The sequence below is a fragment of the Chromobacterium subtsugae genome, assembly GCF_001676875.1.
Lineage (GTDB): Bacteria > Pseudomonadota > Gammaproteobacteria > Burkholderiales > Chromobacteriaceae > Chromobacterium > Chromobacterium subtsugae.
In genome coordinates this window covers 154,379-175,714 of sequence record NZ_JYKA01000001.1, presented here as the reverse complement: position 1 = coordinate 175,714, position 21,336 = coordinate 154,379, and the positions used below count along the sequence as shown (strand labels likewise).

Sequence of the window (21,336 nt, the reverse complement as noted above, 5' to 3'; positions counted from 1 at the left end):
TTATAAGGGTATGTTCTTGTGCCGCGGGATGTGCCTAGTAGTTTTACTAGGTGCAAATACCAGCGCCGTAGCGTGGCCGGGTGGCATGCGCAGCCTGAGCTGGCGCGGGCTGAGCCCCAGCATCTGCCGGCACAAGCGGGTGAGCGCGCTCTGGTCGGAAAAGCCGCAATTGGCGGCGATGTCGGCCAGCGGCTGCCGGCTGTGCTGAATGGCATGGCAGGCGGCTTCCATCCGGGTGCGGCGGATGAACTCGCCGGCGCAGACCTGGAACACCCGCTTCATGCGCCTGTCCAGCTGGCCTATGCTCAGTCCGGACAGCCCGCATAGCTCTTCCAGCCGCAACGGCCGGTGGTAATGCGTCTGGATATGGTCGACGCAGGCGGCGAAGCGCTCGTCCAGCAGTTTTTCGCGGGTCAGTTCGGCCAGGTCCCGGGAAATGCAGACCAGGCCCAGCAACTGGCCATCGGGATGATAAAGCGGCTGCTTGCTGGTGAGGCACCAGCCGGGCGCGCCGTCGGCGTAGACGGTGAGGTCCAGCCGGTTGCGCAGCGGCCTGCGCTCGGCGAATACGGCCAGGTCCTGCAAGCGGTAGCGGTTGGCCATGGCGCTGGGAAACAGCTCGTGGGCGGTGCGGCCTTCCGCCTGGCCGCGGTGGCGCAGCGCGCAGCGCACCACGCAGCCTTCGCTCATCGCCAGATAGCGTCCTTCGGTGTCCTTGATCGAGAAAACCACGTCCAGCAGGTGGTCGAACAGCGCCGCCATGGCGCGCGCGGCCGGCAGGTCGCTGATGATGCTGGGTTGCGGAAGCTGCATGAGCATGTGGGCCATCCTCGGATTGCGTGATTAATTCCATCAAATGGGTCAATTATTACAATGGCATTTGTTGAAAATAACATGGCCTACATTCATGAGGTTTGCAAGTTTCCTCGCGCACGCGCTACGAGAACAGGCCGCGCGTGCGGCGCGGCCTGTTCTCGTTTGGCGCAAGCGCTTACTCGTAGCTGGCGCTGACGGTGACGTTGGCAAAGGGCTGCTTGGCCTGCAGCGTCAGGTAATACCAGTGTCCGCCCTGCGGCGCGGCGATGGCCACGGACTCCTCGTTGCCGGCGGAGGCGGACGAAAAATCATAGCTGCCGGTGGTCGGGTAACGGTCCTTGGCCACGTAGAGGTCGACGTCGCCGCTGCCGCCGCTGGTCCACAGCTTCAGGTTGCGCACGCCGGCCGGCACCAGAATGGCGAGGTAAGCCGCGCTGGACGAGGCCTGGCCGCTGATCGAGCAATTCTTGCCCAGCCGATTCGGGTAGCCCTCGTCGCATGCCGGCAGGCCGGAGGCGGGCGGCAGCGGCGGCTGGCCGGCAGTGGAGGCGTTTTGCGTCCAGTTGGCGAACTCCGCGTCGTAGCGGTTGCCTATCTGCCGCATCTGGCCCATGTAGCCATCGTAATCGCCCTTGCGCCACAGCGGCAGCATGGCGTCGATGTCGGCGCGATGGCGCTCGAACATGAAGCGGGTGGCCATATAGCCCCAGCGGTAGGCGCGGGGGACGTAGTCGGCCATGTCGTAGGTGTTGCCGTAGATCTGGCTCAGCTTGTAAGTGCCGGTCTTGGCGATGTCGATGGCGGTCTGATTGTCGTTGCGCAGCGACAGGTACTCGGCCAGGCCTTCAATCCACCACACGGTGGGCTGGCGGGTGGCGGCGGCGAAGTCGCCGTACATGTCGAAGCGGCCGTCCAGGTAGTGGATGTATTCGTGCTCCAGATTCCATACCTTGAACGTCGGCCGCAGCCACGACGCTTCGTGGGCGATGAAGCGCGCCTGGTTGCCCGGATCGGCCGGATTGCCTTCCAGATACATGCCGCCGTTGTCGGTGCCGATGCCGTAGATCACGCCGGCGTACTTGGAATAATTGTCGTAGTCGTCGAACACCACCACCTCCAGCGAGGTGTTGTTGTCATTGGCCACCGGTTGGTTATGCGTCTGCAGCATCTGGTGGAAGTACGATTCCTCTTTCTGCAGCAGCGCGCACGACGACTGCATCTGCTCGGTGGTCATTTCCTGCGCGCGGATATGGATGGTGGGGCTGCAGGTGTAGCGGTTGGCCAGGACGGCGTCGGCAAGCCGGGTCTCGAAATTGCAGGTGCCGTACTCGGAGCAATTGGCATTGTCGTAGTACTTCACCGCCTCGGCTGCCGCCAGCCACAGCTCGTTGTCGGCGCCGGTCATGCTGCTGCCGGCCAGGATGGCCTTGGCTTGCGGCTTGATGGCGGGCTTGAGCGCCGGGTATTGCATGAAGCGCAGGCCCTCGCGGGTGGCGTCACCTAATTGGTAGGCGCTTTCGGTGCCGATCAGGCTGGCCTTGTCTGCCTGGACGAATTGCGTCAGCGCGGCGGAGTAGCTGCCGTCGTTCTGCAGCAGCGGCGCGGCGTTGGCGCGGCCGTGGGCGTAGAAGAACACGGTCAGCGCGCCGGTGAAGCCCTGCGCCGCGGTGGTTTCGCGCAAGGCTTGCGCGGCGGCGGGATTGGCCGCGCCGTTGGTGTAGCGCTGGACGATGGCGCGGATGGACGGCAGGTAATAGGCCTCGTCCGCCATATTGGTGATCAGCGTCATCACCTCGTTAGCGGTGGTGGGGGCCTGGGCGTTGGCGGCGAACAGCGCCGCGCCGTCGGCCAGTTGCTTGATGCCGGGGCGCAGCACGGTCTGCAGGTTGGCGTCCAGCGCCGGCAGGACGCCGGTGCTGGCCAGGTAGTAGCCGGCGCGCAGGTAGAGCGTCAGATTGACCAGCGCCATCGACGAGGCATTGTAGCCGGCAGCCTCCTGGGCGAAGCGGCCGGCGACGGCGTTCAGATTGCCGGCGCTGTAAATGGTGGCGGCCAGTTTTTTGTCCAGCGAGAACAGGCCGTAGCCGCAGGTGTAATCGGGCAGCGTGGCCAGGTAGTTGGCCAGATCGGCGCCGCTGTGGCTGGCCAGCGCGTTCATGTCCTGGCATTGCGGCGTGGCGGCGTGGCGCGCCAGTTTTCTCTGCGGTTTGCCGATCACGGTGCGGTTGTCAGGCAGGCGGTAGCGGGCCTGGGCGTCGGTCGGCGGGCGCTGGCGCCACAGGCGCGGCGCGGCGGCCTGCTGCGGCCGGGCCTGCGCCAGGTGCGGGGTTTTCTGCAGTTTTTGTTTTGGCGCGGCCTGCGCGGGCAAGGCCAGCAGCGCGGCGGCCATGGCGGCGCAAAGCGCGGCGAGAGGGATTTTATGCATATTCGTCTCCGGAAACCGGGGCGGCGCCCCGATGTCCGCCATCATGCCCAGCGCACGCGCCGATTTCTTGGCGCGCCTCCGCGCCGGCGCGCGCAGATTTGCCAAATCCCTCCGGGCGCGGCCGCGTCGTTGTTCGCCAGCCGATCCCGCGCCAGTCCGCTGCGGGCTGACGCGTGTTTTGTCCTGTAGGCGGGGGCCGCGGCTTAAGTGTTCGTACTAGCTTGAATTAACAGTTTGGCTTGGCAATAAGTAATGACAGGCGCGGCGTAGGACACCCGCCGGCCCCGTGCGAGGACTCGACAAAAGTTTTGGCAAGCTTGGATGGAAGTCGGCGCGGCCAGGGGCGCGCGCGGCGAGAGCCTTTTTCCCGTTCTCTGTTGACCATGCCGGATCGGCATCCGGCTATCTGGGAGTTCCCGCCATGTCCGTTTCCGATTTGAAGAATGGTTTGCCGTTGGCGGAGCACTGGCTGCCGCTTGCCGGCGTGCGCCTTGCCGCCGCGGAGAATGAGGTGGAGCGGAGCGCGTTCGGTTATGTCCTGAAAGTGCAAACCACCATGAAGGCGATCTTGCTGAACGAGCCTGAAAACGGCGAGAAGCTTGTCCGGGCCAAGCAGTTGCTGTCGCAGAGCCGCTATACGTGGGGAGATTTGTTCGAGATGGAGGAGCTGTGCGTGGAACTGGCCCGCGACGACATGCTGGCCATGATCCGCCCGGCCGATATCGATTTGTCGCTCGACATGAGCGAAGGCGATGGCGTCGCTTCGGCGCAGGAGGCGGCGAAGCAGCCGGCGGGCGCCCCCGCTGTTTCGCGGGCGGCGTTGAGAGCCGCGGTGTTGCTTGGCCAGCAGCGTTTTTTCCGGGCGCTGAGACGCGAACGCGCATTGGACAGGCTGCGTTTTCGTTTGGGCAGGTTCACCCTGGCGCTGCTGTTGCTGGGGGCGTGCTATTACTGGTTGTCTGTCGGCCGGACGGATAGCTCCTTGGCAGTGGCCGCCATTTTCGGCATTTTGGGCGCTTATGCGAGCATATTGCAGCGCATTCAGGATGTGGGCAATAAAACCAGCGGCAATGGGCAGTCCGGCGCGAGCGTCGCCATGCTGATGGATGGCTCCTGGAGCCTCTATCTGGCGCTGGCCAGCGGGGTGCTGTTCGGCATTCTGGGATTCTGGCTATTCGCCGCGGGCTTGGGCGCCGCTTTTTTGAGCAGCGGTTTGGCGCCGCAGTTTGGCCCGCATGAGCCATCCTCCGACGTTTTGCCTTATCTGCTGCGCGGCGTCGATTACGGCAAGATGGCGGTCTGGGCGTTCTTCTTCGGTTTCGCCGAACGTTTCATTCCCGATTTGCTGACCCAGCTGGCCAAAAGCGGCAGCGCCAACGACGATGCGGGATCCGGTTCGGCGAAAGCCGGCAGATAGGGGCCGGGCGCCCGGCCGGTCATGGTTCCGCCACGACCACCTGGTTGCGGCCCCGCCGCTTGGCGGCGTAAAGCGCGTGGTCGGCGGCGGCCAATAGCGTTTCCAGCGAATGGCGCTCTTCATTCAGCGCGGCGACGCCGAAGCTAGCGGTGACAGTCAGGGCCTGGCCGTGGGGCAGGGCCAGCGGCGACGCCTGCAGATTGGCGCGCAGCCGCTCGGCCAGGCTGACGCCGCCGGCTCCGCCGCTGTGGCTGGTCAGCACCACGAACTCCTCGCCGCCGTAGCGGCCGAGCAGGTCGCCTTCGCGGCAGGTTTGCTCGGCGATGGCGGCGACGTGCTTCAGCACGGCGTCGCCGGCGTCATGGCCGTGGCTGTCGTTCACCTGCTTGAAGTAGTCGATGTCGAACAGGATCAGCGCCGCCGGCGCGGCGTTGCGGCCGGCGCGGGCGATTTCCGCCTGTGCCGCCTGGGTGAAGGCGCGCCGGTTGGCGATGCCGGTGAGGAAGTCGACGCTGGACACCTCGGTCAGTTCTTCTATCAACCGCTGTTTTTCTTTTTCCAGCCGGCTTTTTTCCACGCTGTTGCGCCGCAGCGCCTCGATGGCCGCCAGCACTTCGCCGATTTCGTCCTTGCGGCGGCCGGCGGGAATGTCGGCGTCCAGTTTGCCGTTGGCGATGGCGGTCAGCAGCGTGGAGGCTTGCAGCAAAGGCTTGGCCACTTGCCAGCGCATGTAGGCGAACAGCCCGGCCTGGCTGATCAGCGCCAGCAGGCCCAGCGCGGCGGCGAGCGCCAGATGCACCAACGCTCGCCGGTGGCGGGCCTGGGCGGAGGCGACTGCCTCGGCGATCATGGTGTCGCGCAAGCTCACGATGGTGGCCATGGTGGGCACGTAGCCGGCGGCGAAGCCGGCCGGGCCGACCTGGTAGACCCGGCCCTGCCGGCTGGCGAGGAGGATGGCCTCCACCATGGGCAGGCCGGCGCGGAAATAATGGTCTTCCATCGCCTGGGCGGCCTGCAGCGTGGCGGCCGATGCTTCCGGCACGTTGATGCGCAGGCGCAGGGTGCTGTGCAGCTGTTCGATGCGGCCGCGCAGGATGTCCACCGCCTGGATTTCCTCTTCGGTCAACGGGCGGTTTTCCGTCAGCGCGGCGGTCAGCTGCGAACCCAGGCGGCCGGCGTATTCCCTCAGCTCGGTGGCTTGGCGGGCACCGGCCAGCGGATTGGCCAGTTGCGGATAGATGCTTTCCGCCCGGAACGACAACGCGGTTACCGCCTGCAGCACCGGCGGGATCGCGTCGTACATCCGGCGCACCGCGTCCATGATCTGGGTAGACGCGCGCATCGGCAGGCCGGCCACGCGGTCCACCCGGACGCGGGCATCGGCCAGTATCGCCTCTCCCTGGCGCACCGAGCCCATGGCGCGGCGATGGTCGTCGGACGCGGACGACGATAGCTCGCGCCGCAGGGCAAGCAGGGCGTGGTCGCTGGCCTGGCGGGCATGCTGCAGCCGCTTGCGCCGGCCGTCATCGGGTGGCGAGCCCAGCAGCGAATTGGTCGGGCCGCGCTCCAGCGCGATCTTCTCCACCGTCACCATGGCCAGATGCGCCACCTGTATGGCGTCCAGGCCATCGTCGGTGGCATGGAAGACCGCCCATTCGCTGCTGATGATCCATGCCAGCGGCAGGCTGATCAATACGAACAGGGAGACGGTGGCGATGATGAAAATATGGGACAGGCGCATGTATCGTCGATTCGGAATCCGGCGTCCGGCTGCGTGCGCGGCCGGCGCTCGCTTGAGTATATGCGCAGCGGCGCGGCGGCAGGCAAATTTCCCGCCGCGCCGGGAGCCGGTTCAGGCGATGCCGGGTGGCTTGCCGATGTAGGCCGCGCGCGGGCGGATCAGGTTTTCGCCATCGCGTTGCTCCAGTCCATGGGCGATCCAGCCGGCGGCGCGGCCCAGCGCGAACAGGCCGAAGGCCGAACCGGGCGGCAGCCCCAGGTGCCGGCGCACGGCGACCAGCGCGAAGTCGACGGAGGGCGGCTGCCCGGTCAGGGCCAGACCCTGCTCGACCATGGTTTTCAAGCGCGGGCGATGGGGCAATATCCGCGCCAGCAGGGCGATGGCGCGGACGTCGCCATTGGGATAGAGATGGTGGCCAAATCCCGGCAAATCCTCTCCTCTTGCCAGCCGTTCACGCATTTTTTGCCCGCTGTCGTCATCGCCTATCTCGTCCAGCAGCGCCTCGCCCCTGGCGGTGGTGGCGCCATGGCGGCCGCCGGTCAGCGCGGCCAGGCCGCCGACTACCGCGGCGCGCAGGCTGGCGCCGGTGGAGGCGATGCAGCGCGCGGTGAAGCTGGAGGCGTTCAGTTCGTGGTCGGCGCACAGCACCAGCGCCATCCGGATCAGTTCCGCGCCTTCGGCGTCCACGCCCCAGGCGCGCGCGCATTGCAGGTGGATGGGAGCGGCGTCGGGCCGGGTGCCGAGCAGGCAGGCCGTCATCAGCCGCAGGATGGCGCCGCAGCCTTCGGCCTGGCGCGGCGCCGATTTCTGCCACAGCGCGGTGGGGGCGTCGTCGCTGGCGGCGGTGAACAGCGGCAGCAGCGTCTCTTCGGCGCGGCGGCCCCGGTAATGCGCCATCAGCGCCGGCAGCGTGTCCGGCCAGGGCGGCGCGTCCACGCCGAAGGCGGCCGCGGCGTCGCATTGCCACAGGTGGGCGGCCACTTCTTCCAGGCTCTGCGAGGCGGCCAGTTCCAGCGCGTTCTCGCCGCGGTAGTACAGCTGGCCGTCCTCGATCAGGGTGATGGCCGACTCCAGCACCGGCAGACCCCAGCTGAGGGTGGCCTTGGCCACTTCCTTGGGCTTGCGGCCGCGGGTGCGTTGGGCGGCCAGTTGCTCCACCTCGGTTTCCAGATAGCGGCTTTCGCGCTGGCCGCCGCTGTTGTCGGCATGCAGCAGCCCGCGGCTGACGTAGGCGTACAGCGTTTGGCGGGAGACGCCCAGGCGGGCGGCGGCGGCGGCGGAGCTCAGGTAGCGGGGCATGATGGTCGATTCCAAGGGTTATGTTGATTACATTAATCAATGTTGACAATTATTTCAATGAGCATATTCTTCGAGTGGGTTCACGCAAAGGAGAAGCGTCATGTTCGATACGGAATGCATCGCGACAGCCGGCCGAATAGCGCCGGCGCAGCATTATCTGAAGGCTTTCTGGCAGGCGGCGGGCGGCGATGCCGCCTTGTTGGCCCACGTCGCGATGACGGGCGACGGCGCGTTGCCGTCGGCGTTCGCCGTCACCGATTTCGCCGCGGCGGCGATAAGCGCGGCGGGTTTGGCGATGGCGGAGCTGCTGGCGCTGGCCGGCGGGGCGATGCCGCAGGTGGTGGTGGACAAGCGTCTGGCGTCGTTCTGGTTCACCGCGTCGCTGCGGCCGCAAGGCTGGGCCCTGCCGCCAATCTGGGATGCCGTCGCCGGCGACTACCGGGCGGCCGACGGCTGGATACGGCTGCACACCAATGCGCCGCATCACCGCGACGCCGCGCTGGCGGTGCTGGGCGCCGCGGCCGACCGGGAGGCGGTGGCGCGGGCGGTGGCCGGCTGGCGCGCGGATGAGCTGGAGGCGGCGGTGGTGGAACGCCATGGCTGCGCCGCCGCCATGCGCACGTTGGCCGAATGGGCCGAGCATCCGCAGGGCCGGGCGGTGGCGGACGAGCCGCTGCTGCGTTGGCGAGCCGGCATCCGCGCCGCCGCGCCGGCATGGACGCCGACGCGCGAGCGCCCCTTGCGCGGCGTGCGCGTGCTGGATCTGACGCGGGTATTGGCCGGGCCGGTGGCCACGCGTTTCCTGGCCGGCTTCGGCGCCGAGGTGCTGCGGATAGACCCGCATGGCTGGGAGGAGCCGGGCACGGTGCCGGAGGTGACGCTGGGAAAGCGCTGCGCGCGGCTGGATCTGAAAAACCCGGCCGGCCGCGCCCGGCTGGAGCGGCTGTTGATCGGGGCGGATGTGCTGGTGCATGGTTATCGGCCGGATGCGCTGGAGCGGCTGGGCCTGGGCGCGGCGCGGCGGCGCGAGCTCAATCCGGGGCTGGTGGACGTGTCTTTGGACGCCTACGGCTGGACCGGACCTTGGCGCGGCCGCCGTGGTTTCGACAGCCTGATCCAGATGAGCAGCGGCATTGCCGACGCCGGCATGCGCGCCAGCGGCGCCGAGCGTCCGCTGCCCTTGCCGAACCAGGCGCTAGACCATGCCACCGGCTATTTGCTGGCGGCGGCGGCGATCCGCGGACTGAGCGGGCGGCTGGCAAGCGGCGAAGGCTGCAGCGCCCAGGCCTCGCTGGCGCGCACCGCCCGGCTGTTGACGGCGCATGCCAACCCCGGCGATGCCGGCCCGCTGTCGCCGGAGCGGCCGGAGGATCTGGCTGGCGCTGTGGAAAGCACGTCGTGGGGCGCGGCGCGGCGCATCCTGCCGCCGCTGGCCATCGCCGGCGCGCCCATGCATTGGGCGCATCCGGCCGGAGCGCTGGGGCTGGCCGCCGCCGAGTGGCAATAAGCCTGAGCTGTTGGCGAGGGGCTCCGCGTTCGCGGCGGACGCCGCCCGGTTTCCCTTGCCTGCGGCGGCGGTCTGGCGGTTGCGGGACAGGCGAAAGGCAAGCTGGGCATCCGGGGGAAAACAGGGCAGCCGCGGCGGAATGGAGCGGAACGGCGTCTTCAGGTGAAGGCGTTGGCTTTGCTTAAGGCGGTGTTCAGGTCGGAGTGGTCCAACACCTGGTAGGCCAGGCTGATGGCGATCAGGTCTATCAGGTATTCGCGGTTGAAAATCGGCGAACCTTCCCATTCCGAGTCTTTCTCGCCCAGGATCACGGGCCGGGTGATGATCACGGAGTCGCCCTGGATGCTGTCGACGGCGAAGTCGTCGTCTTCTATTTTCTTGACTAGGTTTTTCAGTTCCATGCTTTGCACCTCAAGCCTGTAGAAGCGCCGGAATTCCCATGCTTTTGTTATTGTCGAGACGGTTTGAAAAAGTGTTGCCCCCATGCCGGCCAAGCAGGCCGAAAGCCATGTGCTGATGGCATGCGGGAAGATACCGTATCCGCCGGGCGGCGGTAAGTACAGAAATCTGTAGTAGATTTCCGGCGGCCGAAACGGACGATAGCCATCGCAAGGATGGCTATCGCGGGCATGCCGGGCTGGCGTCTGCGCTTCAGCGCGCGGCGGCGGGCGCCGGCAGCGGCGCCGGCTTGTTTTCCAGGTACAGGCCGTAGGCGAAGATCGCCACGAAGCTGGCCAGCGGCAGCAGGTAGGCGTGGGCGATGGGCTGCCGGTCGGCGATATAGCCCATCAGGTACGGATAGAGCGCGCCGCCGCTGACCGCCATGGTCAGGATGGAGCCGGCCTGTTTGGTCTTCGCTCCCACGTCCTTGATCGCGAGCGAGAATATCGTCGGATACATGATGGACATGAAGAAAAACAAGCCCATCAGGGCGAAGACCGCCAGCCGGCCGCCGGCGAAGACGACGACCAGCGACAGGACGATGCTGGCGAGCGCATAGCCGGTCAGCAGCCTTTGCGAAGGCAGGCGGGCGATGGCGTAGGTGCCGGCGAAGCGGCCGGCCATGAACAGCAGCATCGCCGCCGACAGCAGCCAGGCGGCGTCCTTGGCGGACAGCGAGGCCTGGTTTTCCATCGCGTAGTTGATGAAGAAGGCGCCGATGCCGACCTGGGCCGCCACATAGAAGAATTGCGCGGCCACCCCGCCGATGAAGCGGCCGTTGCCGAGCAGGGACGCGCCCGGGTCGGAGGCGCGCTCGCTTGCCTGCTCCGCCGCCGGCATGTCGGTGCGGGCGATCACCGCGGCCAGCAGCACCACGAAGGCGGAAATCCACACGTAAACCTGCATCACCGCGCCGTGCTGCGCTTGCGCGTCGCTGCCGCCGATCCTGAAGAAGAGCGCGCCGCCGATCAGCGGGCCGACTATGGTGCCGAGGCCGCAGAACGACTGGGCCAGGTTCAGCCGCTTTTCCGAGCCGCGCGGGTCGCCCAGCAGCGTCATGTAAGGATTGGCGGTGGCCTCCAGCACGCCCAGGCCGCAAGCGAGGATGAACAGCGCGCAAATGAAGCCGGCGAAGCTGCCTTCGCGCAGCGAGGGGATGAACAGCAGCGCGCCGGCGGAAAACAGCAGCAGGCCCGCGATCAGTCCCTTTTTATAGCCGTAGCGCTTGTTGATGGCCGCCGCGGGCAGCGCGATGACGAAGTAGGCGGAAAAGTAAGACAGCTGCAGCAGGCCGGATTGCGCCTTGCCGATGTGCATGGATTCCTGGAAGTGCTTGTTCAGCACGTCGAGCAAGCCGTAGGACATGCCCCACAGGAAGAAGGTGCAGGTCACCAGGAAGATGGTTTTCCTCAGCGCGGGGTCGGGACGGTTCATAGGCGGGCTTCCTTGGCGGCCGGAACGTGAAACAGGCTGGAGCCGGAGGTGAACTTGCTTGCCGCCCATGCCGCGTCGAATTTGGCCAGGCTGTCGTCGATATCGTGGTTGGAGGCGAACAGGCCGCGGTAGATGTCGGACGGCAGGGTGGCGGCGCCGATTCCCAACTGCGCGCAGCGCACGCATTGTTCGACCGATTTGATGGCGGCGGCCATGATGATGGTCTTGTAGCGGTAGCGTTCGAGGATGGCCTGCGATTCGCTGAGGATGGCGAAGGCGTTGCCGGTGGATTGTTCGATGCGGTTCACATAGGGGGCGGCGTAGCTGGCGCCCACCATGCCGGCCATCAGGATCTGCCGGGTTTCGAAGATGGTGGTGGCCAGGGTGGCGATGCCTTCCTTTTCCAAGGTGGCGATCGCCTGGAAGCCGTGGCGGATCGCCGGGATCTTGATCACCATCCGCGGGCTGATTCGCGCTAGCGCGCGCGCCTGGGCCAGCATGCCCGGCAAGTCGTCACGGGTGACCTGGGCCGCCACCTGGCCATCCTGGATGTCCAGCAGGGTTTCGATGACGGTTTGCGCCGGCAGGTCGGCCGCGGCCAGTATCGCCGGATTGGTGGTTACCCCGGCGAGAACGCCCAGCGCTTGCGCATTGCGGATGATGTCGAAATCTATCGTGTCCAGCCAAATCTTCATTCTCAACTCCTGTCGCCTATTAAAAACGGATAGATGTTTTTCGAGCTCAGCTTGCCCATCACGAAGCCAAGCTGGCAAAGCGTGCGGCAATTCAGCTTGTCCTTGATGTTCTTGATGTGCTTGTTGACCGCGTCGCTGGAAATACCCAGATTGAGCGAGGCTTCCTGGCATGAATTGCCGCTGGTCAGCTCCTTCATCAGCTCTACCTCTTTCTTGGTCAGATAGGCGTTGTTGTATTCCTCGCCCAGGTAGATCCGGGAAACATCGCGCCGATTGATCAGCTTGTAAAAATCCAGCCCGACGATTTCATTGTTGACTTCGCCTTCCTGTATCGAAGCCAGGCTTTTCTTGAAATCCGGAACATAGATTCTTTTCTTGCCGGCATCGCTGATCATGTCCTGCATTTTGTATTTGAACAGGGAAATGAACTGGTGCAGGATTCCCATTTTGCTCATGATGTAGTTGTTGTTCACGCTGTTGTCATTGATTGAGCCGAAATGAAAGAAATCGGTGTAGTCGATGTGCTTCTCGATCATGGTGATGCCGTTGTCTATGCCGAATTGGCTGGCGGCGGAATAGATAGGTTCGCGGTTGAGCCAGTTCCAGAAGACATGGCCATCGGAGAAACTCAGCGGATTGTTCTCGAAAATGGCGTGCTGGTACATGTCGTTGCGCCAGTAGTGGGTGATCCAGTCTATCGAATTGGTCAGCACCACTCTGGAGTTGTCTTTGAAGTGCCGATCAAACGTGAAGTAATCTATTTTCAGGATTTTCAGCGGTTTGGTGAATTCAATAATATGATTGGTGGCAGTGAATGACGGATTGGTGGCGTAGAAGGCATCGCTTTGAAAATTGATGTTTTCCATGGAAATCCCATTTCATCAGTGTGCGCGAATAGCTTGTTTGGATAGCTGGTTTTCCGCGGCAAAAGCCGAATCATGAGCCGGGAGGCGGCAAGCGTTGCGCAGGCGATCTACAGTGCGCGCGGCGCCGAATAAAGTACTTTTAAGTATTATTTTTGTAATGAATTTCAACTTGGCCTGAATGAAGGTTCAGAACCGGTATATTAACATTAAAATGATAAATGCATCGGCAGGCGTTTCGGGCGGCCGGCCATGGCGGGAGGGGCGACCGGGCTGCCGATGCGCCGCCGTCAGTGTTGGTCGGCAGGGCTAGCGGGCCTGAGGAGGGCAGGGCGCCGGGCGCGCCGCGGCGTATTGTCGGCGTTGCTCGCTTGTCAGCAGCGCGCGGGCTTTGGCATCCAGCTCGGCCTGCATCAGAAACAGCCTGGCCATCGCCTGGGCGTGCACTTCCGCCAGCGCGCGCACCCGCGCTTCGTCGAAAGGCTCGGTTTCGGCGGCGCGGCGCAGGTCTTCATGCGAGCGCGCCGCTTGCTTGGCCAGCGCGCGCCGCGCCGGCGCTTGCGCCTGCGACAACTCGAATAGCTTGTCCTCTTGCGCCTCGGTCAGCTTGATGCCGCGCAGCGCCGCCTGCGGCAGTCCTGGGACGGCCAGCCAGCCGGCGCCGTGCAGCGGCGGCAGAGGCGGGCATTCGGCAGGCTGCTCGTCGCCGGCCGGTTCATGCGCCATCACCCCGGCGGCCAGCGCCGCCGCCGCCATTCCCGCCGCCAGGCGGATGGTCCATCGTTTCTTCGCGGTCTGCATTTGCATTCCCTCCAGTCTGGCCGGCCTGCCGAAGAAGCCGGCCGCGCCATGGAAGCCATTGTTTCCCGCGCCGGCGTTAAACGGCGTTAGCGCCGGTGTAAATCGGGGTAAAGGATTGCCGCCGCCGCGGGGGCGTGCCTTAATATCCGCAGCATTGCGATCATGAGGCGCGGTTTGACATGAATGTGCTGCTGGTGGACGACGACATCGAATTGCTGGAGCTGCTGCGCGACTACCTGGCGCGCGAAGGCTTCGCCGTGTCCTGCGCCCACGACGGCCCGGCCGGCGTGGCCGCGGCCTTGTCGGGGCGGCATGACATCGCGGTGCTGGACGTGATGATGCCGGGCATGGACGGCATAGCGGCGTTGTCCCGCATCCGCGCCGCGAGCGCGATGCCGGTGATCATGCTGACCGCGCGCGGCGACGATGCCGACCGCATCGCCGGGCTGGAGCTGGGCGCCGACGACTATGTGCCCAAGCCATGCACGCCGCGCGAACTGGCGGCGCGCATCCGCGCCATTCTGAAGCGTGTGGCAGGCGCGGCGCAGCTTCCGGCGGCGCCGGCCATCGTGGCCGGGGCGCTGACGGTGTGGCCGGCGCTGCGGCGGGTGGAGCGCGGCGGGCAAGCGGTGGAGCTGACCAGCACCGAATACAATCTGGTGGAGGCGCTGGCGCGCCACGCCGGCATGCCGGTGTCCAAGGCCGAATTGTCGCAACAAGCGCTGGGCCGGCCCTTGGCCCGCTTCGACCGCAGCATAGACGTGCATATCAGCAGCATCCGCCACAAGCTGGGGCCGCTGGCGGACGGCAGCCCGCGGATCCAGACCGTGATCCGCAAGGGTTACCAATTGATAGCCGGTTGACGCGATGGGCCGCCTGTTCTGGAAGTTCTTCCTGTTTTTGTGGCTGGCGCAGCTGCTCACCATGGGCGGCGTGGCCACCGCGGTGTGGCTGGGCCATCCTGATCGGCCCCGGCCGGCGCTGGCCGCCGGAGAGGGGCCGCCGCCGGATGCCGGCCCCCCGGCGCACGGCCCGCCGCGGCCGCCGCGCCATGGTCCGCCGCCTGCCGGCCTGTCCATGCTGTTGCTGCCCTTGCTGGCCGGCAGCATCGCCAGCTTGCTGTTCGCCGCCTTGTTGGCCTGGTATTTCGCCAAACCCATCCGGACTATGCGGGCCGCGTTCGACGCGGCGGCGACAGGACGGCTGGATGTCCGCGCCGGCGCCGCGATGGCGGGGCGCAACGATGAGCTGGCCGATCTGGGCGACGATTTCGACCGCATGGCCGAGCGGCTGCAAAAACTGTTGGACGCGCAGCGCCGGCTGCTGCACGACGTGTCGCACGAACTGCGTTCGCCGCTGGCGCGGCTGCAGGCGGCGGCCGACCTGACGCGGCAGCAGCCGGAGCGCGCGGCGGAGTTCATCGACCGCATCGAGCGCGACACGGCGCGGATGGATGCGCTGGTGGGCGAGTTGCTGACCCTGGCGCGGCTGGACGCCGGCATCGCCGACGGCGTGGAAGAGACGTTCGATCTGGCCGAGATGCTGGCCGATATCGCCGCCGACGCCGGTTTGGAGGCGGAGGCCAAGGCCTGCGCCATCAGCGTGGATTGCGCCGGGCATCTGAGCGCGCGCGGCAGCCGCGAGCTGCTGCACCGCGCCATCGAGAATGTGGCGCGCAACGCGGTGCGCCATGCCGAGGACGGCAGCCGGGTGGAGATCGCCGCCCGCGCCGACGCCGGCCGGCTGCGCGTCAGCGTGTCCGATCGGGGGCCTGGCGTGTTCGACGGCGACCTCGCCGCCATTTTCGAGCCCTTTTTCCGCAGCGGTTCGCGCCCTCCCGCCGCCGGCTACGGCCTGGGCCTCGCCATCACCCGCCGCGTGATCCTGGCTCATGGAGGCAGCGTGATGGCGGCCAACCGCGTCGGCGGCGGCTTGACGGTCACCATCGACCTGCCGTCGGCCGGCTAGCCGGCTCTCGCCCGGCTGGATTTTCTCCAATCCGGTCCGGCGAAATGTTTATCCTCATCCTCTCACTTTTTTCGTTTTCTTTATGCGGAACGCGGTTTACTGCATCAGTGGCCGGCGCGCGGCAGCAGGGCGGGCGCCGGCATCGACAAACGATAATAAGGCGCGGGGAGCGGCCGATGCGCGGCGTCCGGGCGCCGAAAGGGGGTGGGCATGGGAGTGGCGGCCTTTTTCCGGATGTTGGCTCGGCGCGGCGGCGCGGCCCCGCGCGAACGCGCCGCGCTAGGCTTCAAATTGACCCTGACCTGCGCGGCGGCGGAGTTGACCAGCCTGCGCAGGCAGGTGATGCGCGAGCTGCGAAGCCGGGGCCTGTGCGCGTGCCGCATCGTCAGCATGCCGGCCTGCGCCAACGACCGCGCCTGCCTGCAGATCGTGCTGAGCGGCTCGGCGCTGGGGCCGCAGGCCTGCAATGAGCTGGCGCTCAGCATCAGCAAGCTGCCGGAGATAGACCGCATCCACTGGGGCCGCGCCGCGCTGCGGCCGCATTGACGCGGCCAGTCTGGCGCGCGGCTAAGGATGGGCGGCTGCGGGCAGGCGCGCTGGGGCGCCAGTGGCGCAATCAAGCCGTCTTGCGGCCATGCTATGCTGTCCAGGCTGCGGCGGCATGCCGCAGCCCGCGACCGTGCCCGCGCAACCGGCACTCGTGTTCTGGATACACCGCATGAGCAAAAGCATCATTTCCGACATGGATGGCGTGATCTATCGGGGCAAGCAGCTGATCCCCGGCGCGCGCGAATTCATCCAGCGCCTGATCGACACCCGAACCCCTTTCCTGTTTCTGACCAACAACGCCGAGCAGACGCCGCTGGATTTGCGGCTGAAGCTGGAGAGCCTGGGCATAGGCGGCCTGACCGAAGACAACTTCATCACCAGCGCGATGGCGACGGCGATGTTCCTGAGAAGCCAGACCCGCAAGGCGATGCCCACCGCCTACGTGGTGGGCGGGGCCGGCCTGATCAACGAGCTGTACAACGTCGGCTTCTCCATTTCCGAATCCCATCCGGACTACGTGGTGGTGGCCAAGTCGCAGACTTTCAGCTTCGAGCAGATCAAGAAGGCGGTGCGCTTCATCGACCAGGGCGCCAAGTTCATCGGCACCAACCCGGACATGATCGACCCGATCGAAGGCGGCGGCTACGAGCCGGCCGCCGGCACGCTCTTGGCGGCGATAGAGGCCGCCACCGGCAAGAAGCCCTACATCGTCGGCAAGCCCAATTCGCTGATGATGATGCTGGCCACCCGCAAGCTGGGCGTGCATCCGGAAGAGGCGGTGATGATAGGCGACCGGATGGACACCGACATCGTCGGCGGCCTGGAGGCCGGCATGAGCACCGCGCTGGTGCTGTCCGGCGTCTCCAGCCGCGAATCGATGGAGCAATTCCCCTATCAGCCGGACTACGTGTTCGACAGCGTCGCCGACATCGACCCGCAAGCCTTGTGACGGCGCGGTTTCGGATGGCTGCGCTGGCCGCTGGGTTCCGGGGCGGCACCGACAATATCGGGAAGCCCAGGCCGATGCCGGGACGGCCAGCGTACACCCCGCCACCCGCCATGCCGGATGCCGCGCCAGGCTTGTGGTCGCCAGCGCGGCGTTCTGGCCGCAGGCCATGCCGCCGGGTCTGGGTGGCGCTGCCGGCGCTCGACTCCTGCGGGAGCATCTGTAAGCCGCGGGCGCTATTCGTACCAGGCCGACACCCGGTTCAGTTCCGCCAGGACGCGGGGAGCGATCTTCAGCGTTCTGAGCGGATCGCCGGCGCCGCCGTAGACGAAGTCGTGGGCCAACAGCAGGCGGTCCATCACGCAGGGCAGGCCCAGGCCCAGGCCCAGCGGCGGCACCGCGCCGGCGTCGCAACCGGTGATATCGCGGACGCGGCGGCGGTCAAGCAGGCGAACATGGGCGCGGTCCAGCAGCCGCGCTAGCTTGTCCCAGTCCACGCCGTTGCGGCCGCCAGACAGGATGCAGGCGAAGATGTCGCCGTCGGCCTCCACAATCAGCGTGGGCGCGGTCTGCGCCATGGCGATGCCGAAGTGGGCGGCACCCTCGCGGGCCGAGCGCAGCGGCGCGTCGTGCTCCAGCAATTCGCCGCCGTGGCGCGCGGCCAGCGCGGCGAAAGTTTGCGGATTCCATTTCATGGCATGTTCCCGCATCGTCACACCATCAGGATGCGCAGACCCAGCAGCAGCATCAGCGCGCCGCCGCAGCCGTCTATCCATCTGGCCTTGCGGTGCAGGCCGCCCAGGACGGCGGGCTGGGAGATCAGCAGCGCCAGCAGCGCGTACCAGCCAAAATCCAGCCCCATCGCGGTGACGATCAGCAGCGCCTGGCCGCTGGCTGGCATATCGACGGTGACGAACTGGCTGAGCAGGGCGACGAACATCACCGCCAGATGCGGATTGGACAGCGACACGGCCAGGCCGGTGCGGGCGGCTTTCCAGGCGGACGTCGGCGCGGCGGCGGCGGTGGTCGCGCCGGCGGCCGCGCGCGGACGGGCCGCCGCGCGCAGGCCCTGCACGCCCAGCCACACCAGATAGGCGGCGCCCAGACCAGCGATGATTCGGAACAACAGCGGGTGCGCCGCCATCAGCAGCGCCAGGCCCTGGGCCGCGGCGAGCGCGTACAGGCCCACGCCCAGCGCGTGTCCCGACGCGGCGGCCAGGCCGCTGCTTCGTCCGCCGCGGGTCGTCTGCTGCAGCACCATCGCCAGGCTGGGGCCGGGGGACATCGCGCCCAGCATGCACACGCCGGCGAATTGCAGCCAGATCGTCCAGGTCATAACTTTCTCCTTGTTTGATGACAGTCAGGACAAAGTCTATGGCGTGGACGCGGCGGGCAGAACCGCCATGGCCTGATAGCCGCTATGCGTCTCCCGCATAGTTGCTGACGCCGTGGATGGAGTGGTGCAGCGCGTCGAAAACGTGGCCGCGGAACCAGCGGTGCGCCGGGTCCTTGTCCGCGCGGCCATGCCACAGCAGCCAGTAGCGGTAGGTGTAATCGATGAAGGGCATCGGCTTGGCGCATACCGGGAATTGGCGCTGGAAGCGGACGGCCAAGTGCTCGGGCAGCGTCAGCAGCATCTGGCTGCGGGAGACGATGCTCAGCGCCGACACGAAATAGGGGGTGGCGATGCGCACCTGGCGGGCCAGACCGTTTTGCGCCAGCTGCACGTCGACGAAGCCGTCCTTGTCGCTGGCCGAACTGACGCGCGCGTGCGGCCAGGCCAGGTAGTCGTCCTGTTTCAGCGCGGACTTGCCGCGCAAGGGGTGGTCATTCGCCATCACGCACAGCGGCTGATCCTGGCCCAGCGACTTGCCGTAGATGTTGTCCGGGATTTCGTCGGCGATGGTGGAAACCAGGTCCGCGCTGCCATCCACCAGCATGTCGAAACGCCCGGCCTGCCAGGGCAGGAATTTCAGGCGCATGTTCGGCGCCTGCGGCAGCACCTGGTCCAGGATGTCCGGCAGCATGTATTCGGCCAGGTAGTCGGAGCCGGCGAAGGAGAACTCCCGCTCGCAGACGGCCGGATCGAACTGCGGCGGCTGGTATAGCCGCTCCACCTGCTCCAGCACCGTTTTCAGTCCCAGCCGCAGCTCTTCCGCCCGCTCGGTCAGCACGAAGCGCTGTCCCTCGCGCAGCAGCAGCGGGTCGTGGAACTGCGCCCGCAACTGCACCAGGTGGCGGCTCATCGCCGATTGGGTCAGCCCCAGCTTGTCTGCGGAGCGGGTGAGGTTGCGGGTTTCCAGCAGCGCTTCCAGCGAACGCAGCAGGTTCAGATTCAGAGGCAGTGGCATGGGGCATCCGTCAGGCATGGGCACGCCGTGGCGGCGGGCCCGGTTTGTAGGCCGAGCCCCTGGATTGTCGGATGAGAGCAGGATTTTGGGAATAGCCGGCGCGGCGGCGCGCCGGCCTGGAGAGGGGCTCAGCCGAAGATCAGCCGCCCGGCCATCGCCACGAACATGCCGCCCAGCAGGCCTTTTTGCAGCTTCGCCGTCGAGCGGCTGGTTTTCAGGCGGCGTGCGATGCCGCTGGCGGCGAAGGCGTAGGCGGTATCGAAGCACAGCCCGACCGCGACCAGGATGGCCGCGAGCAATGCGAACTGCGGCAGCGCCGCGCCATACGCCGGCGACACGAATTGCGGCAGGAACAAGGCGCAGAACATCAAGGCCTTGGGATTGAGCAGATTGGTCAGAAAACCGCGCGCGATCGCGGCGCGGCCCGATTCCGCCACTTGAGGCGCGTTTTCAGCCGCAGGCTTGGCGCTCACGACTTTCCACGCCAGCCACAGCAAGTAGCCCGCGCCTATCCAGCGCACGGCGTTGAACAGCAGCGGGTGGGTGGCCATCAGCGCGGCGAGGCCCAGGCCCGACATCATCACGTGCAGGAAGCGCGATGCGGCGATGCCCAACGCGGTCATGAGGCCGGCGCCGGCGCCGCGGCTGGCGGAGGTGGCCATCACCAGCGCCATGTCCGGCCCCGGCAAGACATAGACGGCGACCAGGGCGGCTAGGTATAGCGACAGCAGGGAGAGTGGCAGCATGGCGGGTTCCGGCATCAATGGCGATAGGCTTAGTTTGCCCGCGGCATGCTGAAATTGCTTTGCTTTCCCTTGCGCTGTCACGCTAAATTTAGAAAGACTCTTTCTAAATTTTGGTTTTATGTAAATGAATCTTCCAAAATCAGAGCTTGATGATGTGGATCGCGCCATGATGGCGCTGCTGCAGCGGGACGGCAGGCTGTCCAATGCGAAGCTGGCCGAGCAAGTGGCGTTGAGCGAAACGCCGTGCTGGCGCCGGCTGAAGCGGCTGGAGGCCGACGGCTATATCGAGGGCTATCAGGCGGTGCTGAACCGCAAGAAGCTGGGCTACGGGGTGCTCGCCTTCGTGCAGGTCGGTTTCGGCAGCCATACCGGCGATGCGCCGCTGCGTTTCGAGGCGCAACTGCAGGCGATTCCGGAGGTGTTGTCCTGCCACAACCTGACCGGCGAGTGCGATTACCTGCTGCAGGTGGTCGCCGAGGATCTGGAAGCGTTCGGCGTTTTCGTGCGCGACGTGCTGCGCGAGCTGCCCGGGGTATCGTCGATCCGCTCCAGCTTGTCGCTGCGCGAGGTGAAAATGTCGGGCCGGCTGCCGGTAGCGGCGGATCGGCGCGGATGAGGGCATTGGGCCATGCGCCGGGCGGCAGGGCCGTGACTGGCGGGCGTTAGCCTGGCCTGTTTTAAGCTTGCGCCTAAGGCGCGGGCATCACCGCGTAGCCTGGCTTTTCCGCGCCGACGCGGATGTTGGCGATCACCAGCTGCACATTGGGGGTGCGCTTGATGAAAGACTCTATCCCGGCCACCGCGCGGCGCGCGCGGGCGCAGCCTTCCACGTAGACGAAGCGGCGCTGCACGGTGAGCCATAGGCTGGCGTCGGCGAAACGGCGGCTTTGAGAAAAACGGCGCCGCAAATCGGCGGCGATGTCGGCGTCGTACATGTAGGCGTTGGGCTTGGCGCATTGTTTGGCCAGCCAGCAGCTGGTGCCGCGCTCGATGCGCGAATGCGCTTGCTGTTTCATTTCCGCCTCGGTGGCGAACGGGCCCTGCGGCAGCGGGCAAGCGGCTATCCGGCCGCGCGCCTGGAAGAAGGGGTCGTCGAACCAGTTTTTCAGCGGCGGCGAGGCGAGAGCGGCGGAGGTCGCCGCAAGCAGGCCGCCGGCCAGGCCCAAAACGAGGGCGCGTAGAGAAGCGGCGTCAGCGAAAAAGCTCCTGGGGCTTTTGCCGCTTTTGTTAGCATTCCTGGCGAGAAACATCATGGGGCGCAATGCCAAAGTACCGGATTTCAGCCGTGTCAGTGGAAAGCATAGCCTGGTTAGCGCCGGGCCGCTTCCTTGTCCCGC

At 66.4% G+C, this 21,336-nt stretch carries 21 protein-coding genes; 7 read left to right on the top strand and 14 right to left on the bottom strand.

What is annotated here, in order from left to right; genetic code table 11:
- Both MY55_RS00850 and MY55_RS00845 read right to left on the bottom strand, forming a co-directional pair.
- Complete coding sequence (locus MY55_RS00850; protein ID WP_230623352.1) at positions 1-819, bottom strand: AraC family transcriptional regulator; 819 nt, start codon at positions 817-819, stop codon at positions 1-3.
- A 172-nt stretch (positions 820-991) separates the two neighbouring features.
- Positions 992-3,241: a M9 family metallopeptidase gene (locus MY55_RS00845; RefSeq protein ID WP_065201905.1), complete on the bottom strand. Its 2,250-nt coding sequence runs from the start codon at positions 3,239-3,241 to the stop codon at positions 992-994.
- 421 nt (positions 3,242-3,662) lie between these two features.
- On the opposite strand from MY55_RS00845, the gene MY55_RS00840 reads away from it, so the two are divergent.
- Positions 3,663-4,658, top strand: a complete 996-nt coding sequence (locus MY55_RS00840) for a hypothetical protein (protein ID WP_047237229.1) — start codon at positions 3,663-3,665, stop codon at positions 4,656-4,658.
- 19 nt (positions 4,659-4,677) lie between these two features.
- Here the strand turns inward: MY55_RS00840 and MY55_RS00835 are convergent, their stop codons facing one another.
- Together MY55_RS00835 and MY55_RS00830 are read right to left on the bottom strand one after the other, a co-directional pair.
- Entirely contained in the window at positions 4,678-6,399 is a 1,722-nt protein-coding gene (locus MY55_RS00835) for a diguanylate cyclase (RefSeq protein ID WP_043574629.1), read from the bottom strand.
- 111 nt (positions 6,400-6,510) lie between these two features.
- Positions 6,511-7,698, bottom strand: coding sequence for a citrate synthase family protein (locus MY55_RS00830; RefSeq protein ID WP_065201904.1), 1,188 nt, complete (start codon positions 7,696-7,698; stop codon positions 6,511-6,513).
- Between the two features lie 100 nt (positions 7,699-7,798).
- On the opposite strand from MY55_RS00830, the gene MY55_RS00825 reads away from it, so the two are divergent.
- The gene (locus tag MY55_RS00825; protein ID WP_047237228.1) at positions 7,799-9,205 is read left to right on the top strand and encodes a CoA transferase; all 1,407 of its coding nucleotides are present in this window, start codon (positions 7,799-7,801) and stop codon (positions 9,203-9,205) included.
- Between the two features lie 158 nt (positions 9,206-9,363).
- Here the strand turns inward: MY55_RS00825 and MY55_RS00820 are convergent, their stop codons facing one another.
- The 5 genes from MY55_RS00820 to MY55_RS00800 all read right to left on the bottom strand — a co-directional run bounded on the left by MY55_RS00820 (position 9,364) and on the right by MY55_RS00800 (position 13,439).
- Complete coding sequence (locus MY55_RS00820) at positions 9,364-9,606, bottom strand: hypothetical protein (protein WP_043574636.1); 243 nt, start codon at positions 9,604-9,606, stop codon at positions 9,364-9,366.
- A gap of 250 nt (positions 9,607-9,856) precedes the next feature.
- Positions 9,857-11,080 (bottom strand): sugar MFS transporter, encoded by a 1,224-nt coding sequence (locus MY55_RS00815; protein WP_043574637.1) that lies wholly within the window; start codon positions 11,078-11,080, stop codon positions 9,857-9,859.
- Positions 11,077-11,775 carry a transaldolase family protein gene (locus MY55_RS00810; RefSeq protein WP_047238001.1) on the bottom strand — a complete coding sequence of 233 codons (699 nt, stop codon included), beginning with the start codon at positions 11,773-11,775 and terminating at the stop codon, positions 11,077-11,079. Before MY55_RS00810 ends, MY55_RS00815 begins: the two co-directional genes overlap by 4 nt.
- Before the next feature lie 2 nt (positions 11,776-11,777).
- The gene (locus MY55_RS00805; protein ID WP_047238002.1) at positions 11,778-12,641 is read right to left on the bottom strand and encodes a helix-turn-helix transcriptional regulator; all 864 of its coding nucleotides are present in this window, start codon (positions 12,639-12,641) and stop codon (positions 11,778-11,780) included.
- Positions 12,642-12,947: 306 nt separating this feature from the next.
- On the bottom strand, positions 12,948-13,439 hold the full coding sequence (locus tag MY55_RS00800; RefSeq protein ID WP_053006816.1) for a Spy/CpxP family protein refolding chaperone: 492 nt from the start codon (positions 13,437-13,439) through the stop codon (positions 12,948-12,950).
- Between the two features lie 179 nt (positions 13,440-13,618).
- Between MY55_RS00800 and MY55_RS00795 the strand changes: the two genes are divergently transcribed.
- The 4 genes from MY55_RS00795 (at position 13,619) to MY55_RS00780 (ending at position 16,905) form a co-directional block, all read left to right on the top strand.
- Complete coding sequence (locus MY55_RS00795) at positions 13,619-14,302, top strand: response regulator transcription factor (RefSeq protein WP_043574643.1); 684 nt, start codon at positions 13,619-13,621, stop codon at positions 14,300-14,302.
- Between the two features lie 4 nt (positions 14,303-14,306).
- Complete coding sequence (locus MY55_RS00790) at positions 14,307-15,407, top strand: HAMP domain-containing sensor histidine kinase (RefSeq protein ID WP_047258232.1); 1,101 nt, start codon at positions 14,307-14,309, stop codon at positions 15,405-15,407.
- A gap of 210 nt (positions 15,408-15,617) precedes the next feature.
- The gene (locus MY55_RS00785; protein WP_043574647.1) at positions 15,618-15,953 is read left to right on the top strand and encodes a hypothetical protein; all 336 of its coding nucleotides are present in this window, start codon (positions 15,618-15,620) and stop codon (positions 15,951-15,953) included.
- Positions 15,954-16,125: 172 nt separating this feature from the next.
- Positions 16,126-16,905 (top strand): HAD-IIA family hydrolase, encoded by a 780-nt coding sequence (locus MY55_RS00780; protein ID WP_047238003.1) that lies wholly within the window; start codon positions 16,126-16,128, stop codon positions 16,903-16,905.
- Between the two features lie 233 nt (positions 16,906-17,138).
- Here the strand turns inward: MY55_RS00780 and MY55_RS00775 are convergent, their stop codons facing one another.
- From MY55_RS00775 to MY55_RS00760, 4 genes are all read right to left on the bottom strand, one after another.
- Entirely contained in the window at positions 17,139-17,597 is a 459-nt protein-coding gene (locus tag MY55_RS00775) for an aminoacyl-tRNA deacylase (RefSeq protein ID WP_065201903.1), read from the bottom strand.
- 17 nt (positions 17,598-17,614) lie between these two features.
- Complete coding sequence (locus MY55_RS00770) at positions 17,615-18,238, bottom strand: LysE family translocator (RefSeq protein WP_065201844.1); 624 nt, start codon at positions 18,236-18,238, stop codon at positions 17,615-17,617.
- An 82-nt stretch (positions 18,239-18,320) separates the two neighbouring features.
- Positions 18,321-19,253: a LysR family transcriptional regulator gene (locus MY55_RS00765; protein WP_043574654.1), complete on the bottom strand. Its 933-nt coding sequence runs from the start codon at positions 19,251-19,253 to the stop codon at positions 18,321-18,323.
- 128 nt (positions 19,254-19,381) lie between these two features.
- The gene (locus MY55_RS00760; RefSeq protein WP_043574656.1) at positions 19,382-19,999 is read right to left on the bottom strand and encodes a LysE family translocator; all 618 of its coding nucleotides are present in this window, start codon (positions 19,997-19,999) and stop codon (positions 19,382-19,384) included.
- A gap of 124 nt (positions 20,000-20,123) precedes the next feature.
- Between MY55_RS00760 and MY55_RS00755 the strand changes: the two genes are divergently transcribed.
- A complete protein-coding gene (locus MY55_RS00755; RefSeq protein ID WP_043574659.1) occupies positions 20,124-20,615 on the top strand; it encodes an Lrp/AsnC family transcriptional regulator in 492 nt (163 codons plus the stop codon).
- 73 nt (positions 20,616-20,688) lie between these two features.
- Here the strand turns inward: MY55_RS00755 and MY55_RS00750 are convergent, their stop codons facing one another.
- Positions 20,689-21,165 carry a BON domain-containing protein gene (locus MY55_RS00750; protein WP_043574819.1) on the bottom strand — a complete coding sequence of 159 codons (477 nt, stop codon included), beginning with the start codon at positions 21,163-21,165 and terminating at the stop codon, positions 20,689-20,691.
- Positions 21,166-21,336 lie beyond the last annotated feature (171 nt).

Bases quoted from the DNA above. Each gene is read 5' to 3' on its own strand.
- MY55_RS00815 (WP_043574637.1), bottom strand. From the start codon at position 11,080: ATGAACCGTCCCGACCCCGCGCTGAGGAAAACCATCTTCCTGGTGACC.
- MY55_RS00840 (WP_047237229.1), top strand. From the start codon at position 3,663: ATGTCCGTTTCCGATTTGAAGAATGGTTTGCCGTTGGCGGAGCACTGG.
- MY55_RS00805 (WP_047238002.1), bottom strand. From the start codon at position 12,641: ATGGAAAACATCAATTTTCAAAGCGATGCCTTCTACGCCACCAATCCG.
- MY55_RS00800 (WP_053006816.1), bottom strand. From the start codon at position 13,439: ATGCAGACCGCGAAGAAACGATGGACCATCCGCCTGGCGGCGGGAATG.
- MY55_RS00760 (WP_043574656.1), bottom strand. From the start codon at position 19,999: ATGCTGCCACTCTCCCTGCTGTCGCTATACCTAGCCGCCCTGGTCGCC.
- MY55_RS00810 (WP_047238001.1), bottom strand. From the start codon at position 11,775: ATGAAGATTTGGCTGGACACGATAGATTTCGACATCATCCGCAATGCG.
- MY55_RS00845 (WP_065201905.1), bottom strand. From the start codon at position 3,241: ATGCATAAAATCCCTCTCGCCGCGCTTTGCGCCGCCATGGCCGCCGCG.
- MY55_RS00765 (WP_043574654.1), bottom strand. From the start codon at position 19,253: ATGCCACTGCCTCTGAATCTGAACCTGCTGCGTTCGCTGGAAGCGCTG.
- MY55_RS00785 (WP_043574647.1), top strand. From the start codon at position 15,618: ATGGGAGTGGCGGCCTTTTTCCGGATGTTGGCTCGGCGCGGCGGCGCG.
- MY55_RS00820 (WP_043574636.1), bottom strand. From the start codon at position 9,606: ATGGAACTGAAAAACCTAGTCAAGAAAATAGAAGACGACGACTTCGCC.
- MY55_RS00755 (WP_043574659.1), top strand. From the start codon at position 20,124: ATGAATCTTCCAAAATCAGAGCTTGATGATGTGGATCGCGCCATGATG.
- MY55_RS00825 (WP_047237228.1), top strand. From the start codon at position 7,799: ATGTTCGATACGGAATGCATCGCGACAGCCGGCCGAATAGCGCCGGCG.
- MY55_RS00830 (WP_065201904.1), bottom strand. From the start codon at position 7,698: ATGCCCCGCTACCTGAGCTCCGCCGCCGCCGCCGCCCGCCTGGGCGTC.
- MY55_RS00775 (WP_065201903.1), bottom strand. From the start codon at position 17,597: ATGAAATGGAATCCGCAAACTTTCGCCGCGCTGGCCGCGCGCCACGGC.
- MY55_RS00850 (WP_230623352.1), bottom strand. From the start codon at position 819: ATGCTCATGCAGCTTCCGCAACCCAGCATCATCAGCGACCTGCCGGCC.
- MY55_RS00770 (WP_065201844.1), bottom strand. From the start codon at position 18,238: ATGACCTGGACGATCTGGCTGCAATTCGCCGGCGTGTGCATGCTGGGC.
- MY55_RS00790 (WP_047258232.1), top strand. From the start codon at position 14,307: ATGGGCCGCCTGTTCTGGAAGTTCTTCCTGTTTTTGTGGCTGGCGCAG.
- MY55_RS00795 (WP_043574643.1), top strand. From the start codon at position 13,619: ATGAATGTGCTGCTGGTGGACGACGACATCGAATTGCTGGAGCTGCTG.
- MY55_RS00835 (WP_043574629.1), bottom strand. From the start codon at position 6,399: ATGCGCCTGTCCCATATTTTCATCATCGCCACCGTCTCCCTGTTCGTA.
- MY55_RS00780 (WP_047238003.1), top strand. From the start codon at position 16,126: ATGAGCAAAAGCATCATTTCCGACATGGATGGCGTGATCTATCGGGGC.